General features: G+C 34.6%; 16 protein-coding genes and 1 tRNA gene. 15 read left to right on the top strand and 2 right to left on the bottom strand.

Annotation, left to right across the window (positions count from 1 at the left end; genetic code table 11):
- The first annotated feature begins 1 nt into the window (after position 1).
- The 13 genes from ABJM36_RS07280 (at position 2) to ABJM36_RS07220 (ending at position 21,977) form a co-directional block, all read left to right on the top strand.
- Entirely contained in the window at positions 2-3,145 is a 3,144-nt protein-coding gene (locus tag ABJM36_RS07280; protein ID WP_348450697.1) for a TonB-dependent receptor, read from the top strand.
- 20 nt (positions 3,146-3,165) lie between these two features.
- A complete protein-coding gene (locus ABJM36_RS07275; protein ID WP_348450695.1) occupies positions 3,166-4,668 on the top strand; it encodes a RagB/SusD family nutrient uptake outer membrane protein in 1,503 nt (500 codons plus the stop codon).
- Between the two features lie 18 nt (positions 4,669-4,686).
- Entirely contained in the window at positions 4,687-6,789 is a 2,103-nt protein-coding gene (locus tag ABJM36_RS07270) for a hypothetical protein (protein ID WP_348450693.1), read from the top strand.
- A 10-nt stretch (positions 6,790-6,799) separates the two neighbouring features.
- Positions 6,800-8,473, top strand: a complete 1,674-nt coding sequence (locus tag ABJM36_RS07265; RefSeq protein ID WP_348450691.1) for a family 16 glycosylhydrolase — start codon at positions 6,800-6,802, stop codon at positions 8,471-8,473.
- Positions 8,474-8,652: 179 nt separating this feature from the next.
- Positions 8,653-12,111, top strand: coding sequence for a hypothetical protein (locus ABJM36_RS07260; protein WP_348450689.1), 3,459 nt, complete (start codon positions 8,653-8,655; stop codon positions 12,109-12,111).
- Between the two features lie 53 nt (positions 12,112-12,164).
- Positions 12,165-13,388 (top strand): glycosyl hydrolase family 17 protein, encoded by a 1,224-nt coding sequence (locus ABJM36_RS07255; protein WP_348450687.1) that lies wholly within the window; start codon positions 12,165-12,167, stop codon positions 13,386-13,388.
- Positions 13,389-13,402: 14 nt separating this feature from the next.
- Positions 13,403-14,419, top strand: a complete 1,017-nt coding sequence (locus tag ABJM36_RS07250; protein WP_348450685.1) for a glycoside hydrolase family 2 TIM barrel-domain containing protein — start codon at positions 13,403-13,405, stop codon at positions 14,417-14,419.
- Between the two features lie 74 nt (positions 14,420-14,493).
- On the top strand, positions 14,494-15,915 hold the full coding sequence (locus tag ABJM36_RS07245) for a glycoside hydrolase family 30 protein (protein ID WP_348450683.1): 1,422 nt from the start codon (positions 14,494-14,496) through the stop codon (positions 15,913-15,915).
- 32 nt (positions 15,916-15,947) lie between these two features.
- Positions 15,948-17,588, top strand: a complete 1,641-nt coding sequence (locus ABJM36_RS07240; protein ID WP_348450681.1) for an MFS transporter — start codon at positions 15,948-15,950, stop codon at positions 17,586-17,588.
- 19 nt (positions 17,589-17,607) lie between these two features.
- Positions 17,608-18,519 carry a glycosyl hydrolase family 17 protein gene (locus tag ABJM36_RS07235; protein ID WP_348450679.1) on the top strand — a complete coding sequence of 304 codons (912 nt, stop codon included), beginning with the start codon at positions 17,608-17,610 and terminating at the stop codon, positions 18,517-18,519.
- A gap of 405 nt (positions 18,520-18,924) precedes the next feature.
- Entirely contained in the window at positions 18,925-19,653 is a 729-nt protein-coding gene (locus tag ABJM36_RS07230) for a T9SS type A sorting domain-containing protein (protein WP_348450677.1), read from the top strand.
- Positions 19,654-19,766: 113 nt separating this feature from the next.
- Positions 19,767-21,137 carry a T9SS type A sorting domain-containing protein gene (locus ABJM36_RS07225; RefSeq protein WP_348450675.1) on the top strand — a complete coding sequence of 457 codons (1,371 nt, stop codon included), beginning with the start codon at positions 19,767-19,769 and terminating at the stop codon, positions 21,135-21,137.
- Positions 21,138-21,284: 147 nt separating this feature from the next.
- Positions 21,285-21,977 (top strand): LysE family transporter, encoded by a 693-nt coding sequence (locus ABJM36_RS07220; RefSeq protein WP_348450673.1) that lies wholly within the window; start codon positions 21,285-21,287, stop codon positions 21,975-21,977.
- A gap of 221 nt (positions 21,978-22,198) precedes the next feature.
- Here ABJM36_RS07220 and ABJM36_RS07215 read toward each other — a convergent pair.
- Positions 22,199-22,272 (bottom strand) — tRNA-Cys (locus ABJM36_RS07215).
- 119 nt (positions 22,273-22,391) lie between these two features.
- Positions 22,392-22,748 carry a dihydroneopterin aldolase gene (folB, locus tag ABJM36_RS07210; RefSeq protein ID WP_348450671.1) on the bottom strand — a complete coding sequence of 119 codons (357 nt, stop codon included), beginning with the start codon at positions 22,746-22,748 and terminating at the stop codon, positions 22,392-22,394.
- Positions 22,749-22,848: 100 nt separating this feature from the next.
- Here folB and ABJM36_RS07205 point away from each other — a divergent pair, with 100 nt between their 5' ends.
- Positions 22,849-24,843, top strand: coding sequence for a glutamine--tRNA ligase/YqeY domain fusion protein (locus tag ABJM36_RS07205; protein ID WP_348450669.1), 1,995 nt, complete (start codon positions 22,849-22,851; stop codon positions 24,841-24,843).
- 90 nt (positions 24,844-24,933) lie between these two features.
- Positions 24,934-25,419, top strand: a complete 486-nt coding sequence (locus ABJM36_RS07200; RefSeq protein ID WP_348450667.1) for a DUF1761 domain-containing protein — start codon at positions 24,934-24,936, stop codon at positions 25,417-25,419.
- The last annotated feature ends 22 nt before the right edge of the window (positions 25,420-25,441 follow it).

Below are 25,441 nucleotides of genomic sequence, written 5' to 3'. Positions count from 1 at the left end.
TATGAGACACACGCTATTACAAGTTTTAGCTTTATTCTTTATAACCTTCGTAGGTGCGCAGAATATAGATATAAGCGGAAATGTTCAGGATGAAACTGGTTTTCCTATTCCTGGAGCGAACATCATTGTTAAGAACACCTCTAAAGGAACCACTACAGATTTTGATGGTAACTTTATCTTAACAGGAGTAGAAAAAGGATCCACTATAATGGTTAGTTACATTGGTTATGTAACTAAGGAAATAGTGGTATCGAACAACAACAAATTAACTGTACAATTACAAGAAGATTTAGCACAATTAGAAGAAGTTGTTGTAGTTGGTTATGGTACGCAGAAAGTTACTAAAGTTTCTGGTGCTATTTCCACAGTTAAATCAGAAACAATTGAAAACCTAAAACCTACCCGGGTTGAAGAAGCTTTACAAGGTAGTGCTTCTGGTGTTTCTGTAATTCAAAGTGGAGCACCAGGAAGTAAACCAACAGTTTTAGTACGTGGTATTCCTTCTTTCACAGGAGGAGATCCAGTAGTTATTATTGATGGTGTGCCACAATCTTTAGATGATTTAAATTCTATTAGTTCAGGAGATATTCAATCGCTTAATATTTTAAAAGATGCTGCATCTACAGCTATTTATGGTGTTAAAGGTGGTAACGGTGTTATTGTTGTTACGACTAAAGGCGGAAGAAAAAATCAAAAAACAGAATTCAATTATAACACCTATACAGGTACACAATCTGTTATTAGAAAATTAGGCTTATTAAATGCAACAGAATATGCTATAATGGCTAATGAAGGTAGTGTGGCAGCTGGAGGAAATTTAATTTTCTCCGATATTTCTAGTTTAGGTAGAGGTACAGATTGGCAAGACGAAGTTTTTAAGGACGCCAGTTTAACTTCACATTCTATTTCAGCTAGAGGAGGTTCAGAAAACGTGGGCTACTTTTTATCAGCTGGATATTTAAGCCAAGGTGGTGTTGTTGGTGGTAATGATAAATCTAATTTTAATAGAGTAAACTTTACAGCAAATTTAGATTTTCAATTAACATCAAAATTAAAATTTTTAGTTAACACGAGTTATGCCAATATAAAAGGCAAAACCATTGCAGAAAATTCATTTAACTCTATTTTAGGTAATGCTATAAACTTCGACCCTACGGTATCAGTTTATAATACCAACCCTAACGATTTTGCAACTTATGGGTATAGTAATTTATTATTATCAGAAATATTTAATCCAGTTCAACGATTAGATGATACTTATAATGAAAATAACGGCGATAAGTTATATGGTAAATTCGAGTTTCAATATGATATACTAGATAATCTTAAAATTACATCGCGTTTAGGGTATACTAAGTGGGATAATGTTTCTAAAACTTTTACGCCATTAGCCTATTACGGACCAAATAATGTATCTAGTCAATATTTACCAAACGGCACAGTACCAATGCAAACTGTTGATAATGGTGATGGTACTACAAGTATAATACCGTCATTCCATAACAGTGTTTCAGAAACTGAAGAATCTAACTTTAGCTATACGTTTGAAACCTTTTTAACTTATGGTTTTAATCTTAATGAAAAACATAATTTTGATGTTGTTTTAGGGCTTTCAAGAAGTAAATCTACGGGTGACGAAATAGGGACTACTAGACAAGATGTTAGAGATAACTCTTGGGCTTGGGCAGATATTAGTGCTGCTACAGGTGTTAATACAGAATTAAACACAAATGCTTATACAGGGTATAGTTATCAAGACTTAGAACGTAGAAATATGTCTTTCTTTAGTAGGATTAACTACGATTATCAAGATAAGTATTTAGCATCATTTTCAGCAAGACGCGATGGTTCTATCGCTTTTGGTGACGATAATAAATTTGCAAATTTCTATGCTGGGTCCTTAGGTTGGGTCGTTTCTAGCGAAGATTTCTATAATTCTGAAACCATTAATTTCTTAAAAATAAGAGGAAGTTATGGTACAGTAGGTAACGAAAATGTGGATCCACAATATGTAAGCATTACAGTTGGCGGACCAAGTTATAACTCAACCGCAAATAGTAATGGCTATACTTTTGGAACAGAGTTTGTTTCTGGAGCTACAGTAAATTCATTTAGTAACCCAACATTAAGCTGGGAGGAACAAACACAATATAACATAGGTTTTGATTCTAAATTTTTTAATAACCAATTATCTGTAACAGTTGATTACTTTAATAAATCCGTAGCAGGTTTATTATTTACAGATGCACCGCCACTTTATGCTGGTACATCAGAGCCTGTACAATCTAATATTGGTAGTACAGAAAGTAAAGGTGTCGATTTTACTTTAGGTTATAATACCAGTGGAGATGCTTTTAATTTTAATACCTCACTAACTTTTACGACCTCTAAAAACTTAGTTACAGAAACTAATTCTGATGGTACTGCATTTGTAACCGGTGGTTCTTATTTTAATGGTCAAGCACACAATGCTACACGATTCGAAAAAGGTTTTTCTCCGGGTTATTTTTACGGGTTTCAAACTAATGGATTATTTCAAAATCAAGCTGAAATTGATGCACATGCCACTCAAGCAGGAGCGGCTCCAGGAGATATTCGTTTTGTAGATATTAATAATGATGGTATTATTAATGATGATGACAAAACAGATATTGGAGATCCGTTTGCAGATTTTACTTTAGGTTGGAATTTAGGATTTGAATATAAAAACTTCGATTTAAGCATGTTTACTTATGCTTCTGTAGGAAACGATATTTTTAGAGCTTACGAGCGTAATGCCTTATATACTAATAAAGATAGAGGTATTTTAAACCGATGGACAGGTGAAGGAACAACAAACGATGCTAGTAACCCGCGTTATACATTTAATGATTCAAATAGTAATATTAGACCATCTGATAGATATGTAGAAGATGGAAGTTTTATAAAAATTAAGAGTTTAATTTTAGGGTATACCTTACCTGAAACTTCAAATAATGTATTTAGTAAAGTGCGGATATATGCGCAAGCTAAAAACTTATTAACACTTACGGAATATACTGGCTATGACCCTGAAATATCAGGTGGTATTTTAGATACAGGTATAGACAGAGGGGCTTATCCACAATCAAGAACATTTCTAATTGGTTTAGACCTTAAATTTTAAAATCCAAAAAATATATTAGTATGAAAAATATAAAAAACAGTATTGGGTTAATCATTATACTTTCAATCTTTACGGGTTGTTCAGATGTTGTTGAATTCGATCCGCATGATGAGTATGCTGTAACAGAAATAGATTATTTACAAACAGAATCAGATTATCAAACTATGGCAGTTAGCTGCTATTCACCAACACAATGGTTAAACCAAATGGTTGTTATTGGTGACGTTGCTTCTGATAATGCTGTTGCTGGAGGTGAAAATGCTTCCGATGTACTTACACTTCAAAATATAGACGATTTCGATTATCAACTTTTAGCAAATAATAGTACGTTAGAAGATTTATGGAAATCAGCTTACGAAGGTGTTAATAGAACTAATTATCTTTTAAAATATAAAGATGTTAACCTTTTAGGAAACACAGTAAATTTTGAAGGTAAAGAAGCCCTTTTTGGAGAAGTTCGCTTTTTAAGAGCATATTATTATTTTAACTTAACAAGAATGTTTGGTGATGTGCCTTTATTTATCAACGATAAATTAGGTATTAATGAATTTGGATCATTACAAAGAGCACCTCAAGCAGATGTATATGCACAAATAGAAACCGATTTATTGGAAGCTATTAGTGTTTTATCACCAACAGCATCTCAACAAGGTCGTATTACTAAATACGCTGCTCAAGCCTTATTAGGAAAAGTGTATTTATATCAAGAAAAATTTGATTTAGCTGTTCCAATGCTTGAAAACGTAGTAAATGGCCCTTTTAGTTTAATTGCAGATTATGATAGTATCTTTTTATTAGAAAATGAAAATGGCCCAGAGTCTATTTTTGAAGTACAATACTCAAACGGTTCTCCATATTACAACTGGAGTGGTCAAACTAGAGGACAAGGAAATTATGCTGTTCAACAATGTGGTGTTAGAGGCTTAAGCGGTACTGCCGATATGCCTTATAACCCGGGCTGGAGTACAAACTTACCAACTCAAGATTTAGCAAATGCTTTTGAGGATGGCGATCAAAGAAAAGACGCTACATGTTTTGATGTTGCAGCTTATGCAGCTGCCAATCCTAGTTTTAATGTAACCTTTAAAGTTGCACCATTTAAAAACACCGATTTATATAATAAAAAGTATTTGCCAAGAAAAGGGCAAACAAGCGGACAAATAGAACTGAATTACGAAAACAATCAACGTATTATTCGTTATGCAGATGTTTTATTAATGGCTGCAGAAGCAAATCTTAGAGCTACCTCTGGTAGTGCAGCAAATGCCCAAATGTATTTAGATATGGTAAGGGACAGAGCCTTTGGTGACGAAAACCATAGAGTTAATGCAACAGTACAAGCTATTTGGGATGAAAGAAGACTAGAATTAGGTATGGAAGGCGATCGTTTTTTCGATTTAGTTAGAACTGGACAAGCAGCCACAGTATTAGGTAGTGGATATAGTACTGCTACAAAAGGATTATTTGCAATTCCGCAACGTGAAATAGATATTTCTGGATTAGCGCAAAACGAGGGCTATTAAAAACTTAAAAAATACATTATGAAAACATTAAAATATATTCTTAGTACCATCTTAATTATAACTCTAGTTTGGAGTTGTGAGGAAGATGCATATGGAGATACAGATTTTGTTAATAGCATTACTGCCCCTGCTAATATTTCGTCGGCAGTAAGTGTAACACAAGATAACACAGGACTTGTAACTATTACACCTCTAGGAGACGGGGTTGCAACATATACAATAACGCCTGGTGACGGTTCTGCTAGTACCGAAGGCATTATTCCTGGAAATAGGTTAGAACACGTTTACGAAGAAGGTGTTTATGATGCTACAATTACAGCTGTTGGTTTAAATGGATTAACAACCTCAATAACGCAAAATGTAGTAGTATCTTTTAAAGCTCCAGAAAACTTAGTGGTAACTATTGAGAATGATGCGGCTATTTCAAAGCAAGTAAACGTTACAGCAACCGCAGATTATGCTACATCTTTTGCCGCATATTTTGGAGAACCTGGAAAAGACGACCCTGTTAATTTTAATATTGATGAAGCTATATCTTATCAATATACAAATGCTGGAACATATACAATTAGAATTGTTGCAATGAGTGCAGCAATTCAAACCACAGAATACGTTGTAGAATTTGAGGTAACAGCTATATTACAACCCCTAGAATCGGCTCCTTCTCCTTTTAGTAGTCAAAATGACGTTATATCCATTTTTAGTGATGTTTATACAGATATTGCAGATACAGACTTTTTTCCAAATTGGGGACAATCAACAGTTTATACTCCTTTCGAATTGAATGGTGATGCAATGATTCAGTATAGTAATTTAAACTATGAAGGGATCAATATAGGCTCTCCTGTTGACGCCACTTCTATGGAAACCTTACATATTGATATTTGGTCTGCTGAAGATTTATCAATTGATATTTATCCACTTCCAGGTGGTGTTGCTCCCGAGGATGAAAGGTTTGTAACTAAACAATTATTAGCGAATCAGTGGAATAGTTTTGATATACCATTAACAGATTTTTCTGATCAAGGTTTACCGTTAGAAAATCTTATGCAATTTAAATTTGTTGGAACACCTAGTGGCGGTCTAATATTTATAGATAACCTATATTTTTGGAAAACAGCTTCAGGCCCGTCACCAATAGAAGGAACATGGATGATTGCACCTGAAAATGGAGCTATAGCCGTAGGACCAGCTCCTGATGATCTTAGTTGGTGGTTTTTAGGCCAATTTGGAGATGATGTTACAACAAGAGCATGTTGGATTGATGACGAGTACGTATTTAACGGGGATGGAACCTTTATGAATGTTTTAGGTGCCGATACTTGGTTAGAACCATGGCAAGGAGCTAATCCTGAGACATGCGGGACTCCAATAGCCCCACATGATGGGACTAACCCCGCTACTTGGTCGAGTACAGATACAACAGTAACAGTAACTGGTTTAGGAGCTTATTTAGGAATTCCAAAGGTTCATAATTCAGGAGAAGATGGAGCGCCAGTTGGTAACACAATTACCTATGACTATGTGTTATCCGATGGAGGAAACACTATGGAACTTAGAATTGTAGGTTATGGTGGTACAGGTGGTACAGAAACCTGGTATTTTAAAATGATTAAGAAAGAATCATCCTCACCATTGGAAGGAACATGGAAGATTGCACCAGAAAATGGAGCTATAGCCGTAGGACCAGCTCCTGATGATCTTAGCTGGTGGTTTTTAGGCCAATTTGGAGATGATGTTACAACAAGAGCATGTTGGATTGATGACGAGTACGTATTTAACGGGGATGGAACCTTTATGAATGTTTTAGGTGCCGATACTTGGTTAGAACCATGGCAAGGAGCCAATCCTGAGACATGCGGTACACCAATAGCCCCACATGATGGGACTAACCCCGCTACTTGGTCGAGTACAGATACAACAGTAACAGTATCTGGTTTAGGGGCTTATTTAGGAATTCCAAAGGTTCATAATTCGGGAGAAGATGGAGCACCAGTTGGTAACACAATTACTTATGACTATGTGTTATCCGATGGAGGAAGCACTATGGAACTTAGAATTGTAGGATATGGTGGTACAGGTGGTACAGAAACGTGGTACTTTAAAATGGTTAAACAATAAAATGAAAAACATGAAAAATATAAAATATTATATCGGATTATTTTTGATGCTAGCTTTAGTAAGTACTAGTTGTCAAGAAGATGATATTTCTGTTGGTGATATTATTTCCCCAACAGGTGTAACGATTACTGCAGAAATTCAAGGTGTAGATGCCGATAATCCTAATGGAGACGGTACTGGATTTGTGAAATTTTCTGCAACAGCGGCTAATGAAATTAGTTACAAATATGATTTTGGTGATGGTAAATCTGAAATAGCACCTTCAGGAAATGTTACCCATAGGTATACAACCACAGGAGTAAATACATATACTGTTGTTGTTAGTGCCATAGGTGCAGGTGGGGTTAAATCGAGTACCTCTATGGAAGTTGATGTGTTTAGTTCATTCTCTGATCTTGAAGCTGTTGATATGATGGCAGGAAAAACAATTGGAGGTTCCAAAACATGGTATTGGGCAGCTAATTTACCAACTCATGTTGGTTTAGGTCCATTTGAAGATGATTATGGAAATGGTGAATTTGCATGGCCTGCATGGTGGAATACAATTGGCCCTTGGGATGAAGAAAAATCATGTATGTACACTAACGAATTTGTATTTACAAGATTAGAAGAAGGTCTTACTTTCGAACAAACTGTTGGTCCTGCTTTTGTACCAGGAACTTATGCTGGTGTTATTGGAGTAGATGGAGATACTTGCCATGATGAATCTGTAGTAACTACCATGTTTGGCCTTAAAGATGTATCGTTTTTACCTTCTTCATCCAAAGCTGCCTTAGAAGGCTCGTATAATGATGCACCTTATAGAGGTACAAGCTTTGAAATATCTGATGGCGGATTTATGGGATGGTATGCAGGTGCAAGTAGTTATGATATTATTTCGGTTACCAATGATGAACTTTATGTAAGATATGTTGAAGCCGGTAATGTTAATGTTTGGTACCAATTGTTTACATCTGTTAAGCCAACTCAAGGTGAAGCAGTATTTGAATCTGAGTTCAATACACTAGCTTGGTCTGATGAATTTGATAATCCAGGTGCTCCTGATACTGCTAACTGGACCTACGATTTAGGTGCTGGTGGTTGGGGAAACCAAGAAGTACAAACTTATACTAACGATGCTAGTAATGTTATTGTTGAAGATGGTATGCTTAAAATTACAGCAATAAAGGATGGTAATAATTACACATCTGCAAGACTAAAATCGATTGATTTATACGAGTTTAAGTATGGTCGTGTTGAGGTAAGTGCTAAACTTCCTGGAGCTGAAGGTACTTGGCCTGCTATTTGGATGTTGGGCGCTAATTTTCCAGATGTGGGATGGCCTGCATGTGGTGAAATTGATATTATGGAACAAACAGGTTGGGACAAAAACACATCGCTTGGTACGTATCATTGGTTTGATACAGGTACTAATGCTAATGCAAGTTATGGAGAAACATTGTCTGTTGCTAATGCGTCTTCAGAATTCCATTTATATGGTTTGGAATGGACCCCAGAAAAACTAACCGTTTTATTAGATAATGTAGCGGTTGTATCCATGGATAACAACGCCGATTTACCGTTTTACGACAAGGATTTCTTCTTGATTTTAAATATAGCAATGGGTGGTACTTTAGGTGGTACAATAGACTCAGAGTTTACTCAAGACACCATGGAAATTGACTACGTAAGAGTTTATCAATAGTCAACAATAAATTTAAACATAACAAAAAGGTCGGTTATGTTAATGTAATCGACCTTTTTTATTCCCTTTATTACTAATTAGATTTTAAAATGAGCCATGGTTTATTTTACAGGGCTAATAAGTATAATTATAACTCTTCGAGTTTTTTTAAAGTATCCGAATTAATATAATTTGAATTAATGAGCACTACAACTTACACAGAAAACAGTAAATATATTTCTTCTGAAACAGGAAAGATCGCTTCAGAAATAGTAACCCTTAATGGTGAAACTTTTTTTAAGATTTCTAATAGTGATAACATGCGTCCATTTTTTATGAGCATCGTTAGCGATTCTAACCATTGGATGTTTATCTCAAGTAATGGCGGTTTAACGGCAGGAAGAAAAAATGCTGAATATGCGTTATTTCCTTATTATACAGATGATAAAATTACCGAATTAGCCGATATTACCGGAAGTAAATCTATTTTTCAAATTCATTTAAAAGGGAAATCTTATCTGTGGGAACCGTTTTCTGAAAGGCAAACAGGGCTGTATAATACAACTAGAAATTTATATAAAAGCAGTTACGGTAATAAAGTTGTTTTTGAAGAAATTAATAAAGATTTACGACTTACTTTCCGCTACCAATGGAGTTCTAGTAACCAATTTGGTTTTGTAAAAGAATCAACACTAATTAACAATTCAAGTAAAAAAATTAATTTAACGGTTTTAGATGGATTACAAAATATTGTTCCTAGTAATGTATCTTCAGAATTACAAAATAGCAGAAGTAACCTTGTTGATGCTTACAAAAAAAGCGAATTACAAAAGGATTCTGGACTAGGTATTTTTGCCTTAAGTGCTGTAATTGTAGATAAAGCAGAGCCTAGCGAAGCCTTAAAAGCTAATACCGTTTGGTCGCTTGGCTTGGATAATCCAAAACATTTATTATCCTCAATACAACTTAATAAGTTTAGAAAATGTCAACCCATCCATGAAGAGGTTGATATAAAAGCAGAAAAGGGAGCTTACTTTATTTCATCAGATATTAATCTAGATTCATACGCTGAAAAAAGTTGGATGTTTGTTGCTAATGTAAATCAATCCATTACTAATGTCATTAAAATCTCCGAAAGTATTAAGACGGATAATAACATTGCGGAACGTGTTAAAAAGGATATAGATTTAGGAACAGAAAACCTTATAAAAATAACAGGAAATGCAGACGGTTTACAACTTACCGAAGATCGACTTACAAATACAAGACATTTTGCTAATACGCTATTTAATATTATGCGTGGTGGTATTTTCGATGATGATTATAAAATAGAAAAAGCCGATTTTTTAAAGTATATAAAAAAAGCGAATAAAGACGTTTTTAGTAAAAAAGAAAGCACTTTAAAGGCTTTGCCAGACTTATTTTCACTAAATGATATAAAAAGTTTTTGCGAAAAGAGTACAAACAGCGATTTTAAAAGATTGTGTTTAGAGTATCTACCTTTAAAATTTAGTAGAAGACATGGCGACCCAAGTAGACCTTGGAACAAATTTTCTATTAATACTCAAAATGAAGTTGATGGTTCTAAAGTTTTAGATTACGAAGGGAACTGGCGAGATATTTTCCAAAATTGGGAAGCCCTTGCACATTCGTATCCTGAGTTTATAGAAGGGATGATTCATAAGTTTTTAAACGCTACTACTTTTGAAGGTTACAATCCTTACCGAGTTACCAAAGGTGGTTTTGATTGGGAGGTTATTGAAGAACACGATCCGTGGTCTTACATTGGTTATTGGGGTGATCATCAAATAATATACCTTTTAAAATTTTTAGAGTTTATTGAAGATTATTATCCAAATCAACTAGAAAAACGTTTTTCAGAAAATATTTTCGTGTACGCTAATGTACCATACGTTATAAAGAGTTACGATGATACCTTAAAAAACCCGAAAGATACTATTGATTTTGATTACGATTTAAATCGTGAAATTGATAATAGACGAGAGGTTTTGGGTGCCGATGGTGCGCTATTAAGGGATAAAAATGCAACTATTTATCACGTTAATTTAATCGAAAAATTATTGGCTACCGTTTTGGCTAAAATGTCAAACTTTATACCCGAAGGTGGTATTTGGTTAAATACGCAACGCCCCGAGTGGAATGATGCAAACAACGCTTTAGTAGGAAATGGCGTGTCTATGGTAACACTCAATTATTTATATAGATTTTTAGACTTTTTTGATAAGCTGGTTTCTAAATCTGAGGTTAAACAAGTAGAAATTTCTAAAGAACTAAATACATTTTTTAACGGAGTTGTAAAAACGCTTCAAGAAAACGCCAATATTTTAGCCGGACAAATTTCTGATAAAGACAGAAAGACGGTTCTAGATGGTTTAGGAAACGCAGGTAGTAATTATAGAGAATTAATTTATAATGCAGGTTTTTCAAATGAAAAAATAGAATTAAAACTAGAGGATGTTTCTAGTTTTATTGAAGTGACCAAGGCATATTTAGAGCATAGTATAAATGCCAATAAGCGAGATGATAATATGTATCATGCTTATAATTTAATGACTATTGAAAACGATACCGAGGTGTCAATTTCTTATCTATCAGAAATGTTAGAGGGTCAGGTAGCGGCATTAAGTTCGGGTTACCTCTCTCCTATTCAATCTTTAAACTTATTAGATGGTTTAAAAAATAGTGCACTGTTTAGAGAAGATCAATACAGCTATATTTTATACCCAAATAAAGAATTACCAAGGTTTGAGAAGAAAAACAATATTCCTTCTAATAAAGTAGAGCAATCTCCTTTATTAAAGCAATTGGTGGCTGATGGAAACAGACAAATTATAGAGCAAGACGTACTCGGTAATTACCATTTTAATGGCAATTTTAACAATGCAAACAGCTTAAAATCTGCCTTAAATAATTTGGATAGTTCTTATAAATTGTTAGTTGAAAGCGATACAGATCAATTGTTGCAAACCTTCGAATCTATTTTCGATCATAAATCTTTTACAGGGCGTTCAGGAACATTTTTTGGGTACGAAGGCTTAGGGTCTATTTATTGGCACATGGTTTCTAAATTATCATTAGCTGTTCAAGAGAATTGTTTAATAGCAATTCGAACAAATGCTGACGATGCCGTTATTGGTCGGTTATTAGACCACTATTATGAAATAAACGCAGGTATTGGGGTGCATAAGTCGCCAGAATTATATGGTGCTTTTCCAACCGATCCATATTCGCACACACCAGCAACCAAAGGCGCGCAACAACCGGGTATGACAGGGCAAGTTAAAGAAGATGTCTTAACAAGATTTGGAGAACTTGGTGTTTTTGTTGAAAAAGGAAAAGTTGTATTTAACCCTAAATTATTACAAAAAAAGGAATTTTTAAGTACAGCATCAACCTTCCGTTTTACCAATGTAAATAAAGAAGAACAAGAATTAAATATAGAATCGAATTCACTTTGTTTTACCTACTGTAAAGTTCCTGTTATATATAAACTTTCAAACCAAACAGGCATTAAAGTTATTTACAACAATGGTAAAACCGTTGAATTAGATGGAATGAGTCTCGATTTAGAAACCTCAGAATCATTATTTCAAAGAAAAGGAGCAGTCAATCAAATTGTAGTTTTATTAAGTAAATAGAAATCAAAACCATGTTAAGGTTTAAAAATTATATATCAATTTCAATAATATTAATGATGTTAGGATGTAATGAAAACCCAAAAGCAAACCAGCAGTTAACAGCAGCTGATATTTTAGGTAATCCAGAATACCTAGCAATCTCCTATGGTGGATATCGACAAAACACAAGAGATATTCAACCTACCATACTAGAATTAAAAGAAGATATGAGGCTGTTGTTTTCTATGGGCGTAAAAATTTTACGAACCTACAATTTGCAATTTCAACAAGCACCAAATTTATTAAAAGCTATTAGTGAATTAAAGGAAGAGGATTCAAATTTTGAAATGTACGTTATGCTTGGTGTTTGGATAGATTGCCAAAATGCTTGGACAGATAAAGCGCCAAACCATAATGTTGAAGATTTTGAGAATAATGAAGCCGAAATCAACAAAGCTGTAAAACTTGCAAAACAATATCCAGATATTGTTAAAGTAATTGCTGTGGGTAATGAAGCTATGGTAAAGTGGGCAACTAGTTATTATGTTCAACCTGGAGTTATTTTAAAATGGGTAAATCATTTGCAAAATTTAAAAGCTTCTGGTGAATTATCAAAGGATTTATGGATTACAAGTTCCGATAATTTCGCTTCTTGGGGCGGAGGTGGTAGCGAGTATCATGTTAAGGATTTAGAAAAATTAGTTCATGCTGTCGATTATATATCAATGCATACCTACCCTATGCACGATACGCATTATCATCCAGTATTTTGGGGTGTAGAGGATAAAGATTCTACGTTAACAGATTTAGAAAAGCTAGATGTTGTTATGTTAAGAGCTAAATCTTATGCCGTTTCTCAGTACAATAGTGTGTTTAATTATATGATAAGTATAGGCGCTAATAAACCAATACACATAGGCGAAACAGGTTGGGCAAGTCATTCAAACGCGCTTTACGGCAATCACGGTTCTAGAGCTACAGACGAGTATAAACAAGCATTGTATTACAAACATATGCGAGACTGGACAAACAATTCGAATATGTCTTGTTTTTATTTTGAAGCCTTCGATGAAAGTTGGAAAGACGCTAAAAACCCTGAAGGTTCAGAAAATCATTTTGGTTTATTTACTGTCGATGGCAAAGCAAAATATGCGCTTTGGGATGCTGTAGATTCTAATGTTTTTAAAGGACTAACAAGAAATGGAAACCCTATTACAAAAACGTATAATGGAAATAAAAAAGCACTTATGTCTTCTGTTTTAATTCCAAGTGAAAATCAATTAATAACTCAAAAATAAGTACGCTTAATCCTATGAAAAAGTTTGTTTTTACATGTTTAGTTATTTGTTTCTGTTGGTCTTGTAAAAAGGACAAAACAACAATTTCAGTTTTAGAATCAGAAAGGTATATTTATGTCAATAACAAACCCTATTATATAAAAGGTATTTGCTATCATCCTGTTCCTAAAGGTAGTACAAAAAGAGATTTTTCAAATTTATACCAAGATCTTGCCCTTATGAAAGAGGCAGGTATTAATACTATTCGTGTTTATGAGCCTATTGATGATAAAACAGTTTTAGATGAAATTGATGCTTCTGGAATAAAAATAATTATGGGTTTTGGATACAACGATGCAAACGATAAATTCAATATTGTTTCTGGAAACTACCTTAATTATGTTAAAAGTTATAAAAACCATAGTGCTATTTTAATGTGGGAACTGGGTAATGAATATAATTATCACCCAGATTGGTTTAATGGCGATATTAAAAATTGGTATACGGTATTAAATACTGCAGCCAATAGTATTCATCAAATTGATAACACACATCTTGTATCAACTGCTCATGGCGAATTACCAGACGCTTTAGCACTTTCCTCCTGTCCTAATATTGATGTTTGGGGTATGAATGTATACCGATGGGATAACCCAGAGGAGATCTTTTCGCAATGGGAAAAAGTTAGTATAAAACCAATGTATTTATCAGAAGCTGGAGGCGATAGCTACATGACTATAACCAAGGAAGGTTTTGAAAAAGGAGAAAATCAAAAAGCCCAGGCACAGGCAAATTCAAAAATCTTAGATAAAGTATTTGAAAACCAAAATATCTGTTCCGGAGTTACTATGTTTTCATTTACAGATGGTTGGTGGAAAGCAGGAAACCCAGATAAACAAGACATTGGTGGATGGGCACCAAATAGTTCTGGTATTCCTTATGATGGCTCTCCAAATGAAGAGTTTTGGGGTATGGTCGATATTGATAGAAACAAAAAAGAAACATTCTATATTATTAAAAATAAATACAACGCAGTAAAAACCTTGAATTAATGAAAAACGTGAATTACATAGTAGTTTTATTAACTACGCTTTTAATATTAAGTTGTGATAATAAACAGGAACAGATGAATTTTGAAGTATTTGAAACATCGGAAAGTGGAAATAAATTAACTAAGGTTTCAGCATTTAAGTCTCATGAAAACTCGGTAAATATTACTTTAAACCCAGAAGAAACATTTCAAACTATTTCGGGTTTTGGAGGGGCGTTTACAGAATCTTCAGCGTATTTATTAAATAGATTAAGTAAGAAAAACAGAGATACTATCATTCAGGCGTATTTCGCTAAAGATGGTGCTAATTACTCGCTTACAAGAACACACATGAATTCTTGTGATTTTTCATTAACCAATTATTCTTATTCACCCGTTGAAGGCGATAAAAATCTAGAACACTTCACCATTGAGGAAGATAAAGATGATTTAATTCCTATGATTAAAGATGCTTTAGCAGTTTCAGAAGATGGGTTTAATATTTTCGCTTCTCCATGGACTGCAGCACCTTGGATGAAGGATAACAATAACTGGGTTGGCGGTAAATTACTACCAGAATATTATGATACTTGGGCACTATTCTTTTCTAAATATCTAGAGGCTTACAAAGCCGAAGGAATTGAAATTTGGGGTTTTACAGTAGAAAACGAACCTCATGGAAATGGCAATAACTGGGAAAGTATGCATTTTTCACCAAAGGAAATGACCGATTTTGTAGAGTTTCATTTAGGTCCAAAATTGGAGGCAGATGGCTTTGGCGATAAAATTATTTTAGGATACGATCAAAATAGAGCAGGTTTAAAAGAATGGGTAGATGAAATGTATAGAGATGAAGCATCATCTAAATATTTTGATGGAACAGCAATTCATTGGTATGAAAGCACCTATGATTATTTTCCTGAAGCTTTACAATATGCGCATAATAAGGCGCCAAATAAATACTTAATAGAAACTGAGGGTTGTATAGATTCTCAGGTTCCTGTGTGGCAAGATGATGCTTGGTATTGGAAAAAAGAAGCTACCGATTGGGGATGGGACTGGGCACCAGAAGAACAAAAACATTTACACCCTAAATATGCACCAGTAAATCGTTACGCAAGAGATATTATTGGCTGCCTAAATAATTGGGTTGACGGTTGGGTAGATTGGAATATGGTTTTAGACAGGCAAGGTGGTCCAAATTGGTTTGAAAACTGGTGTGTTGCCCCTGTAATTGTCGATCCAGAAAAAGACGAAGTTTATTTCACTCCATTGTATTACACCATGGCACATTTTAGTAAGTATATAAGACCAAATGCTAAGGTGATTGCTCTTGAGAATTCTGATGATGAGCTTATGGTAACTGCGGCACAGAATCCAGATGGCTCAATTGCGGTAGTTCTTTTTAACGAATTTGAAACACCAAAATCTATACGTTTAACGCTTAATGAAAAAACAGTTTCGTTCTCTATTGATTCACAGGCGCTTCAAACCGTATTAATACCCAGTAAACAGTAAGATATTGTCTAACTAATCTAAACCGAAATAATATGAATCACACTGTAACCCCGTTAAAAGATAAAGTGCCTATAGGCCAGAAAATGGCATTCGGATCTGGACACCTTGTACTTAATTTATTACCTGGTGCTTTAGCTGTTTTCATGTTCTTTTTGGTAACAGCTTTTGGAATGGATCCATTTTTAGCTGGTTTATTAGGAGGATTGCCAAGAATATTCGATGCGCTTACCGACCCAATAATGGGCTTTATTTCGGATAATACGAAGTCTAGATGGGGACGACGACGACCATATATATTCGTTGGGGCTATTTTAAGTGGCATATTGTTCGCACTTCTTTTTCAGATGAGTGAGGATAATTCAGTGATGTTCAATTTCTGGTATTTCTTACTTATGTCTTTATTGTTTCTTGTCGGGAATACTATGTATGCTACACCCTTAGTTGGTTTAGGATACGAAATGACTTCAGATTATAATGAGCGTACACGACTAATGGCCTTTGCTAATACTGTAGGGCAAATTGCTTGGATGCTAGTGCCATGGTTTTGGGTTGTAATAGCAGACCCTACAGTTTTTCCTTTAAGCGATGAAACTTTAAGAACTATTGGCGAAATGGGGCTTTCTGGTGATGATTTACTAAAGATTACTAACGAAAAATTACAAGCTACAGGAGTACGTAAATTGTCTATTCTTGTTGGTATAGGGTGTGCTGGTCTTGGAATTTTACCTGCCTTATTTTGTAAAGGAATCGATGCTGGTAAAATGGAAAACAGAAAAAGAATAAGTTTAAAAACCTTGTCGTCAAGCTTTAAAGATTTATTTCAAGGCATCAAAGATGTTTTTCAAAATAAGCCATTTATGAAATTGTGTGGTGCTACGTTTTTAGTGTTTAATGGTTTTCAAATGGTTGCATCCTTTAGTTTTTTTATTATTGTATTCTACATTTACAATGGTGACTACGGTAATGCCGGCACTTGGCCTGCTTGGTTTGCCTCGTTTACGGCATTAGTAACAGCCTTTGCTGTTATACCTATTATTTCTCGAATATCAAATAAATGGGGAAAGCGACAAGCTTTTATTATTTCTACAGTCATTTCTATAATTGGCTATTGCCTTAAATGGTGGGGTTTTGATAATGCTTTAAATGCAACCTTCAACCAATCAACAGTTGGACAAGGCTTAAATAATTTTGTAGGCTTAATATTTGAAGCTATAAATCCTTTTCTAGATAGTATTGGTATGTCTTGGTTTAGTATAGATGTGGGTCAAGGAGGTCCTTGGTTAATGTTTTTACCAATTCCTTTTATGGCTTTTGGTTTAGGGGGGTTATTTACGTTAATGATGAGTATGACGGCTGATGTTTGCGACCTTGATGAACTAGAAAATGGAATGCCTAGAAAAGAAGGCACTTTTGGTGCTATTTATTGGTGGATGGTTAAATTAGGTCAAGCCATTTCTTTGGTACTTGGTGGTGCTATATTAAACTTAGTTGGATTCGATGAAGGCGCTGTGTCTCAAACAGCCGAGTCAATGTTACGCTTACGAATAGCAGATATAATTATACCGGCATTAACCGCATCAATTGCTATTTGGATTATGTGGAACTATAGTTTAAACGAAAAACGAGCAAAAGAAATTAAGGAAGAGTTAATCAAACGTAGAGGAGAATTATAAGTTTTTAAAACCATAAAAGATGTCATACAGAGCGGATAAAATACTGTCTTTAACAGGGGGACACCTAGAGAGTAAAACTGAAAAGGGTCTAAAAAACACATTTCGTAGAGTGTTAAAAGGCGGCATGCATGGGTTATGTTTTAGTGCCTATGAAGAAGGACAAAAAACAGGCGACCAACTAACTGAAAAACAAATTAGAAGACGCATGAAAATTATAAAGCCCTATACTAAATGGGTTCGCACATTTTCTTGTACCGATGGTAATGAGCTTATTCCAAAAATAGCAAAGGAATTTGGTATTAAAACTTTAGTTGGAGCTTGGTTAGGTAGTGATGCCGAAATAAATAAAAAAGAAGTTGAAGGGTTAATAGATCTTGCAACTAATGGTTTTGTGGATATAGCCGCAGTTGGTAATGAAGTGATGTATAGAGGCGATTTATCCGAAGACGAGCTTTTAGGTTTCATGTATCAAGTAAAAAAAGCGATTCCAAATATTCCAATGGGTTATGTGGATGCCTATTACGAGTTTGCAAAGCGCCCTAAAATTACGGAGGCTTGCGATGTTGTTTTAGCTAATTGTTACCCGTATTGGGAAGGATGCAGTATGGAATATTCTTTAATTTATATGAAAGATATGTTCGCTAGAGCCGTTAAGGCGGGTAATGGCAAAAAGGTGATTATAACAGAAACAGGATGGCCTAGTCAAGGCCTGGGCTTATTAGGAGCCAAACCTTCACATGAAAACGCTATGAAGTATTTTATTAATGCACAAGAATGGGCAAAAGAAGATAATATAGACATGTTTTATTTCTCATCGTTTGATGAATCTTGGAAAGTTGATACCGAAGGTGATGTTGGTGCATATTGGGGCTTATGGGATAAAAACGAAAAGCTAAAATTTTACACCAAAGCATTGTCCTTTAAAGGGTAAAATAAAAATGTAATTAGTTAAATAGTAAGTGATTATATGATTTCTATGGCCTGCTTTTAAGCAGGCTTTTTTAGTTTTAAATGCTATTTTCAATCTTTATTTAGTGTACCGTAGTTTTATAAAATTGTGGATTTAATGTATAGTCAAATAAATGACGTTTTTTTTACCACAACATTACCACAACATGTATTGTTTCTTCTTTATTATATGCCGTTTTTAAGAAAAAAACATAATTTACTTGAAGTCTGTGTTATTAAGGGTTTTTAAAGAAAACCTTAGTAATTGTTTGTTTTTTTTGCGATGTATGTTTTTTGTAGTGGTGTTCTTTAAGGATTTAATAATAAACAAGAAGTAATTTTATAGATAACTAAAATTAAAACTTTTAATCTATTTAAATTATTTATTATGAAAAAAATTACTCTTTTACTTTTTTTATTAAGTACGATAACCTTTTCTGCTCAAACAGTAAACGTTAAAATAATCGTTGACGCTTCTGCTCCTGGATTATATCCGGATGCTAATTATACTAACCTGTGTTTAAATGGCACTTTTGCACCAGGAGAAGAATGGTGGGGCTGGGGAATTGCTTTAGTTGATGATGGAACAGGTGATGACGCAACTGCTGGCGATGGCATTTGGACTGGCTCTCGGGATATTGCTCAGAATAGTAGCTACGAGTTTGTTCTTGCAGGAACAGGTGCTACTGATGGTTGGAGTGGTTGGGGTGTACAAACAGGACCAACCGAACCTTCTTGTGGTGGAGTTGCAGGAAGTAATTATAGCTTTTCTACGGTAACTAGTGATTTGGAGTTATCAATATCAGTCTTATCAACCGCTGATGGTAATGGTGATTGGGGAGGGTGTCTAACAGAATCAACTTTAAGCAATTCAGAATTCAAAATAAGCAGCTTTAAAACATACCCTAATCCTACTCTGGATAGTTGGAACATTGTAGCTCAAAACCAAGAAATTATCTCTGTTAGTGTATTCGATTTTTTAGGTAAAAATGTTTTGTCTTTAAATCCTAAAACTAATAAAGTTGAAATTGATGCATCTATTTTACCTTCAGGAATATACTTCGCAAAGATTAATTCAACTTCAGGAATTCAAAGCATAAAACTTCTTAAGAAATAGCTTGAATTAAATTATTTTTCAAATATCACTAAGGCCATATTAGCTCTTTATAATATGGCTTTTTTATTAATCACCAAATAAAGGTGACTTAATATTAATTAAATCCATTTATTATGAATAAAATTACGTTATTATTTTCCTTACTTGCAATATCGTTTGGATTCTCTCAAAACGCTCCAATTGATTTTGAAACAGGAGGGCACGGTGCCTCATGGACCTGGTCTGTTTTTGAAAACGGCGCTAATCCTGCTGTCGAAATTATTGCTAATCCAGTACCTGTAGGGATTAACACGTCGGCAACAGTTATGAAATTTACAGCTTTAGATGCTGGTATGAATTGGGCGGGTTGCGAGTCTATGCATGGTTCAGATATAGGAACTTGGACACCTTCAGCAGCAAACTCTTACGTGACCATGAAAGTGTATCAAGTGGGATTTGCTTCGCAAGTAGCACTTAAATACGCAACCAGTTCTGGTTGGGCTATTGGAGAAGTTTTTGCGCCGGTTTCTACTGCAGATACCTGGGTAGAAGTGTCTTTTGATATGTCCGAATGGATTGGAGGTGCGGGTGGCGATCCAGATCAAATTATCCTATTCCCAGACCATTCAGATAGAACAGCAGATCATATCATATACATCGATGATATTTCCTTTAGTACGGTACCCGAAGCTACTTGTACAGATGGAATTAAAAATGGCGATGAAACTGGTGTAGATTGTGGGGGTTCTAGTTGTGCTGCTTGTCCAGTAATCGAGCCAACAGACGCCCCGCCAACACCTACCACAGCGGCTATGGATGTTATTTCTATTTACAGCGATGCTTACACAACTACTTCCGGTGTAGATTATAACCCTAATTGGGGACAATCTACTGCTGTTACGGTTGATTATAGTGTGGCTTCTAATAATACTTTAAAGTACGAAAACCTTAATTATCAAGGTACAGATTGGACAGCCAACTCATTAGATCTTTCAGAGTATAATTATTTACATATCGATTTTTGGTCCCATGATTCTTCCGATTTAGGAATCTATTTAATAAGTGGGGTTTATCCAACTAATGTGGAAAAGGAGTTTGTGTTTACAGTTACTGCAGATCAATGGAATAGTGTAGATATTCCACTTTCTTACTTTAGTAATTTAGGTGTCGATATATCAGATGCCAATCAGTTTAAAGTGGAAGGTAACGGTACGGTTTTCCTTGATAATTTATATTTCAGTAAAGCAAACCTTAGTGTTAATGATTTATCTACATCGTCGTTCAAACTTTTTCCAAATCCATCACAACAAAATTGGAACATTGAATCTCAAAAAGGGCAAATTCAATCCATTACAGTTTACAATGTAGTAGGGAAACAGGTATTAGCATTTACGCCTAATGCAAGCAAAGCTATAGTAAATGGCTCAGTATTAACTCCAGGGTTATATTTTGTAATAATTAAAACAGAGTCTGGTATTGGTAATATAAAACTTATAAAGAATTAGTTTAGTTTTTTTGTATTTGTTTAACAAGGAGTGGTGCTTATAAGCACCACTCCTTGTTTTGCTTAAAAAAGTCTAGATGAGTTCTAAGCTAATTAAGCGCAATAGTTTTAAATTTTTCTTTACTTTGTGTAAAAGCTTTACATTTTTATGTTCGACGATATTTTAACAGCCATTCCTTTTGGTATTATATTAGCCTTTACCATTGGCCCAGTATTTTTTGTGCTACTAGAAACTAGTGCAACAAAAGGTTTTCGTAGTGCACTAATTTTCGATTTAGGAGTTATTCTAGCCGATATTATTTTTATTATCATAGCATTTTATAGCACTAACAATCTTAGAGGAAAAATAGGAAACGATCCTAATTTTTTAATATTTGGCGGTGTTTTATTAACAGTTTATGGTGTTATTTCATTTATAAAAACTTCAAAATCTTTTCGTGCTATAGTTAAGGAATATCATAAAGTAGAAATTCAAAAAGACTACGGAAAGCTTTTTGTTAAAGGTTTCTTGCTTAACTTCATTAATATTGGGGTGCTACTTGGTTGGTTAGGTTTTATAGTTTTAGGAGATTCCTTAACAACTTCTAAACATGGCGATATTATTTTTATTGTTTCCATGCTAGCATCTTATTTTGTAGCAGATTTAGTGAAAATAGTAATTGCAAAACGGTTGAAAGCAAAATTAACACCTCGGCTTATTTTTAAAACCAAAAAAGTTATTGCTATAGTTATACTTGCTTTTGGAGTATTATTATTTGTTCAAGGGCTTTTCCCAGAGGCTTACGAGAAAAATAAAGAGAAATTAGAAAATATAAACCCTATAAAAGAGCAACTTCCATAATTTTTATTAGGGTGTCACCACAGGGATCCGGCTATACTCGTTAGTTTCTATTTTAAATAACAGAACTTATGAATATAAATATTTCACTAGGTGCTCTCTCCTAAGGTCGGGGAGCTCAAACATACCATTCACTCCCTAACGCAGTAAATTAAAATTCACATGCTGTAAGCATACTTATTATTAGGTACAAAAAAAACCTCCAAGTAAAACTTGAAGGTTTTTGGAGGCGTCGAGCGGATTCGAACCGCTGTACAAGGTTTTGCAGACCTCTGCCTAGCCACTCGGCCACGACGCCATTATATTTTAACTTTAAGAAAGAATTTTACTAACTTTTATAAAGTAGTATTTTACATTTCTGCAAAATCTGATGCAAAAGTAAAAAAAAAAGTGAGTTTTCAATAGTTAAAATGATATTTAACGTTTTTCCGACATTTTTATAGTCACTTTTGCCACATCTCCGCCTATAGGAGGGTTTAGTTTACTCACCCAAACCGTAGCTTTTTTTACCAAGTTGTCCTCAGCAAAGATACGATTTAAAATTCGTTTTGCAACGGTTTCAAGAAGATGAGATGGTTGGTCCATTTCTTCCTTTATAACGCGGTTTAAAAATACGTAATCAACGGTATCACTAAGTTTATCAGTTTTGGCAGATTCTTGTAAATTTGCTTTAACCTCTAAATCAACACGATAATCGCTACCAATTTTGGTTTCTTCTTTTAAACAACCATGATAAGCAAATACACGAATATTTTCAACTTTTATAATTCCCATTGTCACACAATTTAAGTCGTCAAAATTACCTAATTTTGTACAATATTTTTGTTTAATGGGTTTGTTTTTATCGAGCAAAACTCAAACAGTTACATGTTTTATGTCTGAAGAAAGAAAATCACTCAATTTTATTGAGCAAATTATAGAAGAAGATTTAGCCAACGGAATGCCTAAAACCAGTCTTCGATTCCGTTTTCCACCAGAGCCAAATGGATATTTACATATTGGTCACACCAAAGCCATTGGAATTAGTTTTGGTTTGGGCGAATATTACAACGCACCTGTAAACCTGCGTTTTGACGATACTAATCCAGCGAAAGAAGAGCAGGAGTATGTAGATGCTATAAAAGAAGATGTAGCTTGGTTAGGTTATAAGTGGGATAAGGAATTATTTTCTTCCGATTATTTTCAGCAATTGTATGATTGGGCTGTTTATTTAATAAAAGAAGGTAAAGCATATGTCGATTCGCAATCTAGCGAAGCTATGGCAGAACAAAAAGGAACGCCAACACAACCAGGTGTTGATGGCCCATATAGAAATAGATCTGTTGCAGAAAACTTGGATTTATTCGAGCGTATGAAAGCAGGCGAATTTAATGCAGGCGAACATATTTTACGAGCAAAAATTGACATGCAACATGTTAATATGTTAATGCGCGACCCAATAATGTATCGTATTCTAAAGAAGCATCACCATAGAACTGCGAACGATTGGTGTATTTACCCAATGTACGATTGGACACATGGTGAAAGTGATTATTTAGAGCAGGTATCGCATTCGCTTTGCTCTTTAGAATTTAAGCCTCATAGAGAGCTTTACGATTGGTTCCTAGACCAAGTTGTCGATCCAAACAAACTAAGGCCTAAGCAACGCGAATTTGCCCGTTTAAACCTAAGTTACACCATTATGAGTAAGCGTAAGTTGCTTAAATTGGTTGAAGATGGTGTTGTAAACGGTTGGGACGATCCTAGAATGCCAACTATTTCTGGATTACGTCGAAGAGGCTATACACCAAATGCTATTAGAAAGTTTGTAGAAACTGTTGGAGTGGCAAAACGCGAAAATATTATTGATGTGTCGCTTTTGGAGTTCTGCATTCGTGAAGATTTAAACAAAACGGCACCACGTGTTATGGCTGTTTTAAATCCTGTTAAATTGGTTATTACCAACTATCCGGAGGATAAAGTAGAGTGGTTTGATGCAGAAAATAATCAGGAGGATAAAAGTGCTGGCTTTAGAAAAGTACCTTTTTCTCGTGAGTTGTACATCGAAAAAGACGATTTTAAAGAAGAGGCTGGAAACAAATTTTTTAGACTAAAATTAGGCGGCGAAGTTCGACTTAAAAACGCATACATAATAAAGGCTGAAAGCGTTGTAAAAGATGCTAATGGTGAGGTTACAGAAATCCATTGTACCTATTCTGAAGATACCGAGCGCAGAATAAAAGGCACATTACATTGGGTGTCCATAGCTCATGCTGTAAAAGCAGAGGTTAGAGAATATGACAGACTGTTTAGCGACGAAGCGCCAGATAGTCATCAAGACAAAGATTTTATGGATTTTATTAATCCTAATTCTTTAAAAATTATAGAAGCTTTTGTGGAGCCTAGTTTAACAGAAGCTCATGAAGGAGACAGGTTTCAGTTTCAACGTCTAGGTTATTTTAATGTGGATAACGATTCGGCTTCAGATAAATTAGTGTTTAATAAAACTGTTGGTTTACGAGATACTTGGGCTAAAGTTAAGCCACAACAAAACACAAATCAAAATCAGCAAAAACAACCACAACAAAATAATAGACCGGCTATTGAGCAAATAAAATCCTTTGGTAAAAAGTACGATAGATTACCAGAAGATAAACAAGCTGCAGCAAAGTCGGCAATTCAAGAACTTGCTAAAAGTGTGAGTTATGATGAAGTTGAACCGCTATTTAATACATCGGTTAAAAAGTCTGGAACACGTATAATAACAATGATTACCCTTGGTGTTTTGTTAAAAAATGGCTTAGAAAAAAATGAAGCTATAAATGCTTTTATTGCTAAAGCTTTGGAGGATAAGAATGCGTTGTTGGTTGAAGAAGCGAAACAGCTTTAGTAACATGTATAGTTTTAAATGAAAAACCTGAGGCTTCAAACTCAGGTTTTTTTTTGTACATTTAGTGCACTAACCAATAAATAACTAAATATGGAAATGCCAATTAACCCTATTGCAATACCTATTGCTGCAGTTGCAGCCTTATTGGTTGGATTTATATGGTACAATCCAAAAGTATTTGGAAAAGCTTGGATGGAAGCTGCAGGCATGACAGAAGAAAAAATTAAAGGAGGGAATATGGCTAAAATATTTGGTCTTGCTTTAGTTTTTGCATTGTTATTAGCTGTACAACTTATGCAAATGACAAATCACCAATGGGGAGCCATGGGAATGGTAGGAGGAGACCCTACAACCGCTTTACCATCTTTCGAAGGTTTTATGAATGATTATGGAACAGCGTATAGAACTTTTAAACACGGTGCATTTCACGGCACAATGGCCGGAATTTTTGTAGCACTTCCAATAATTGGTACCAATGCTTTATTTGAACGTAAAAGCGCCAAGTATATTTTTATTAATGCAGGTTATTGGATTGTAACACTCGCAGTTATGGGCTCAATTCTTTGCGGCCTATAATCTTTTTGTAAACTTTTAACAT

Source organism: Algibacter sp. (assembly GCF_039977455.1).
Taxonomy (GTDB): domain Bacteria; phylum Bacteroidota; class Bacteroidia; order Flavobacteriales; family Flavobacteriaceae; genus Algibacter_B.
Note: the sequence above shows the minus strand (reverse complement) of the source record. Positions and strands in the feature narration are given on the sequence as shown.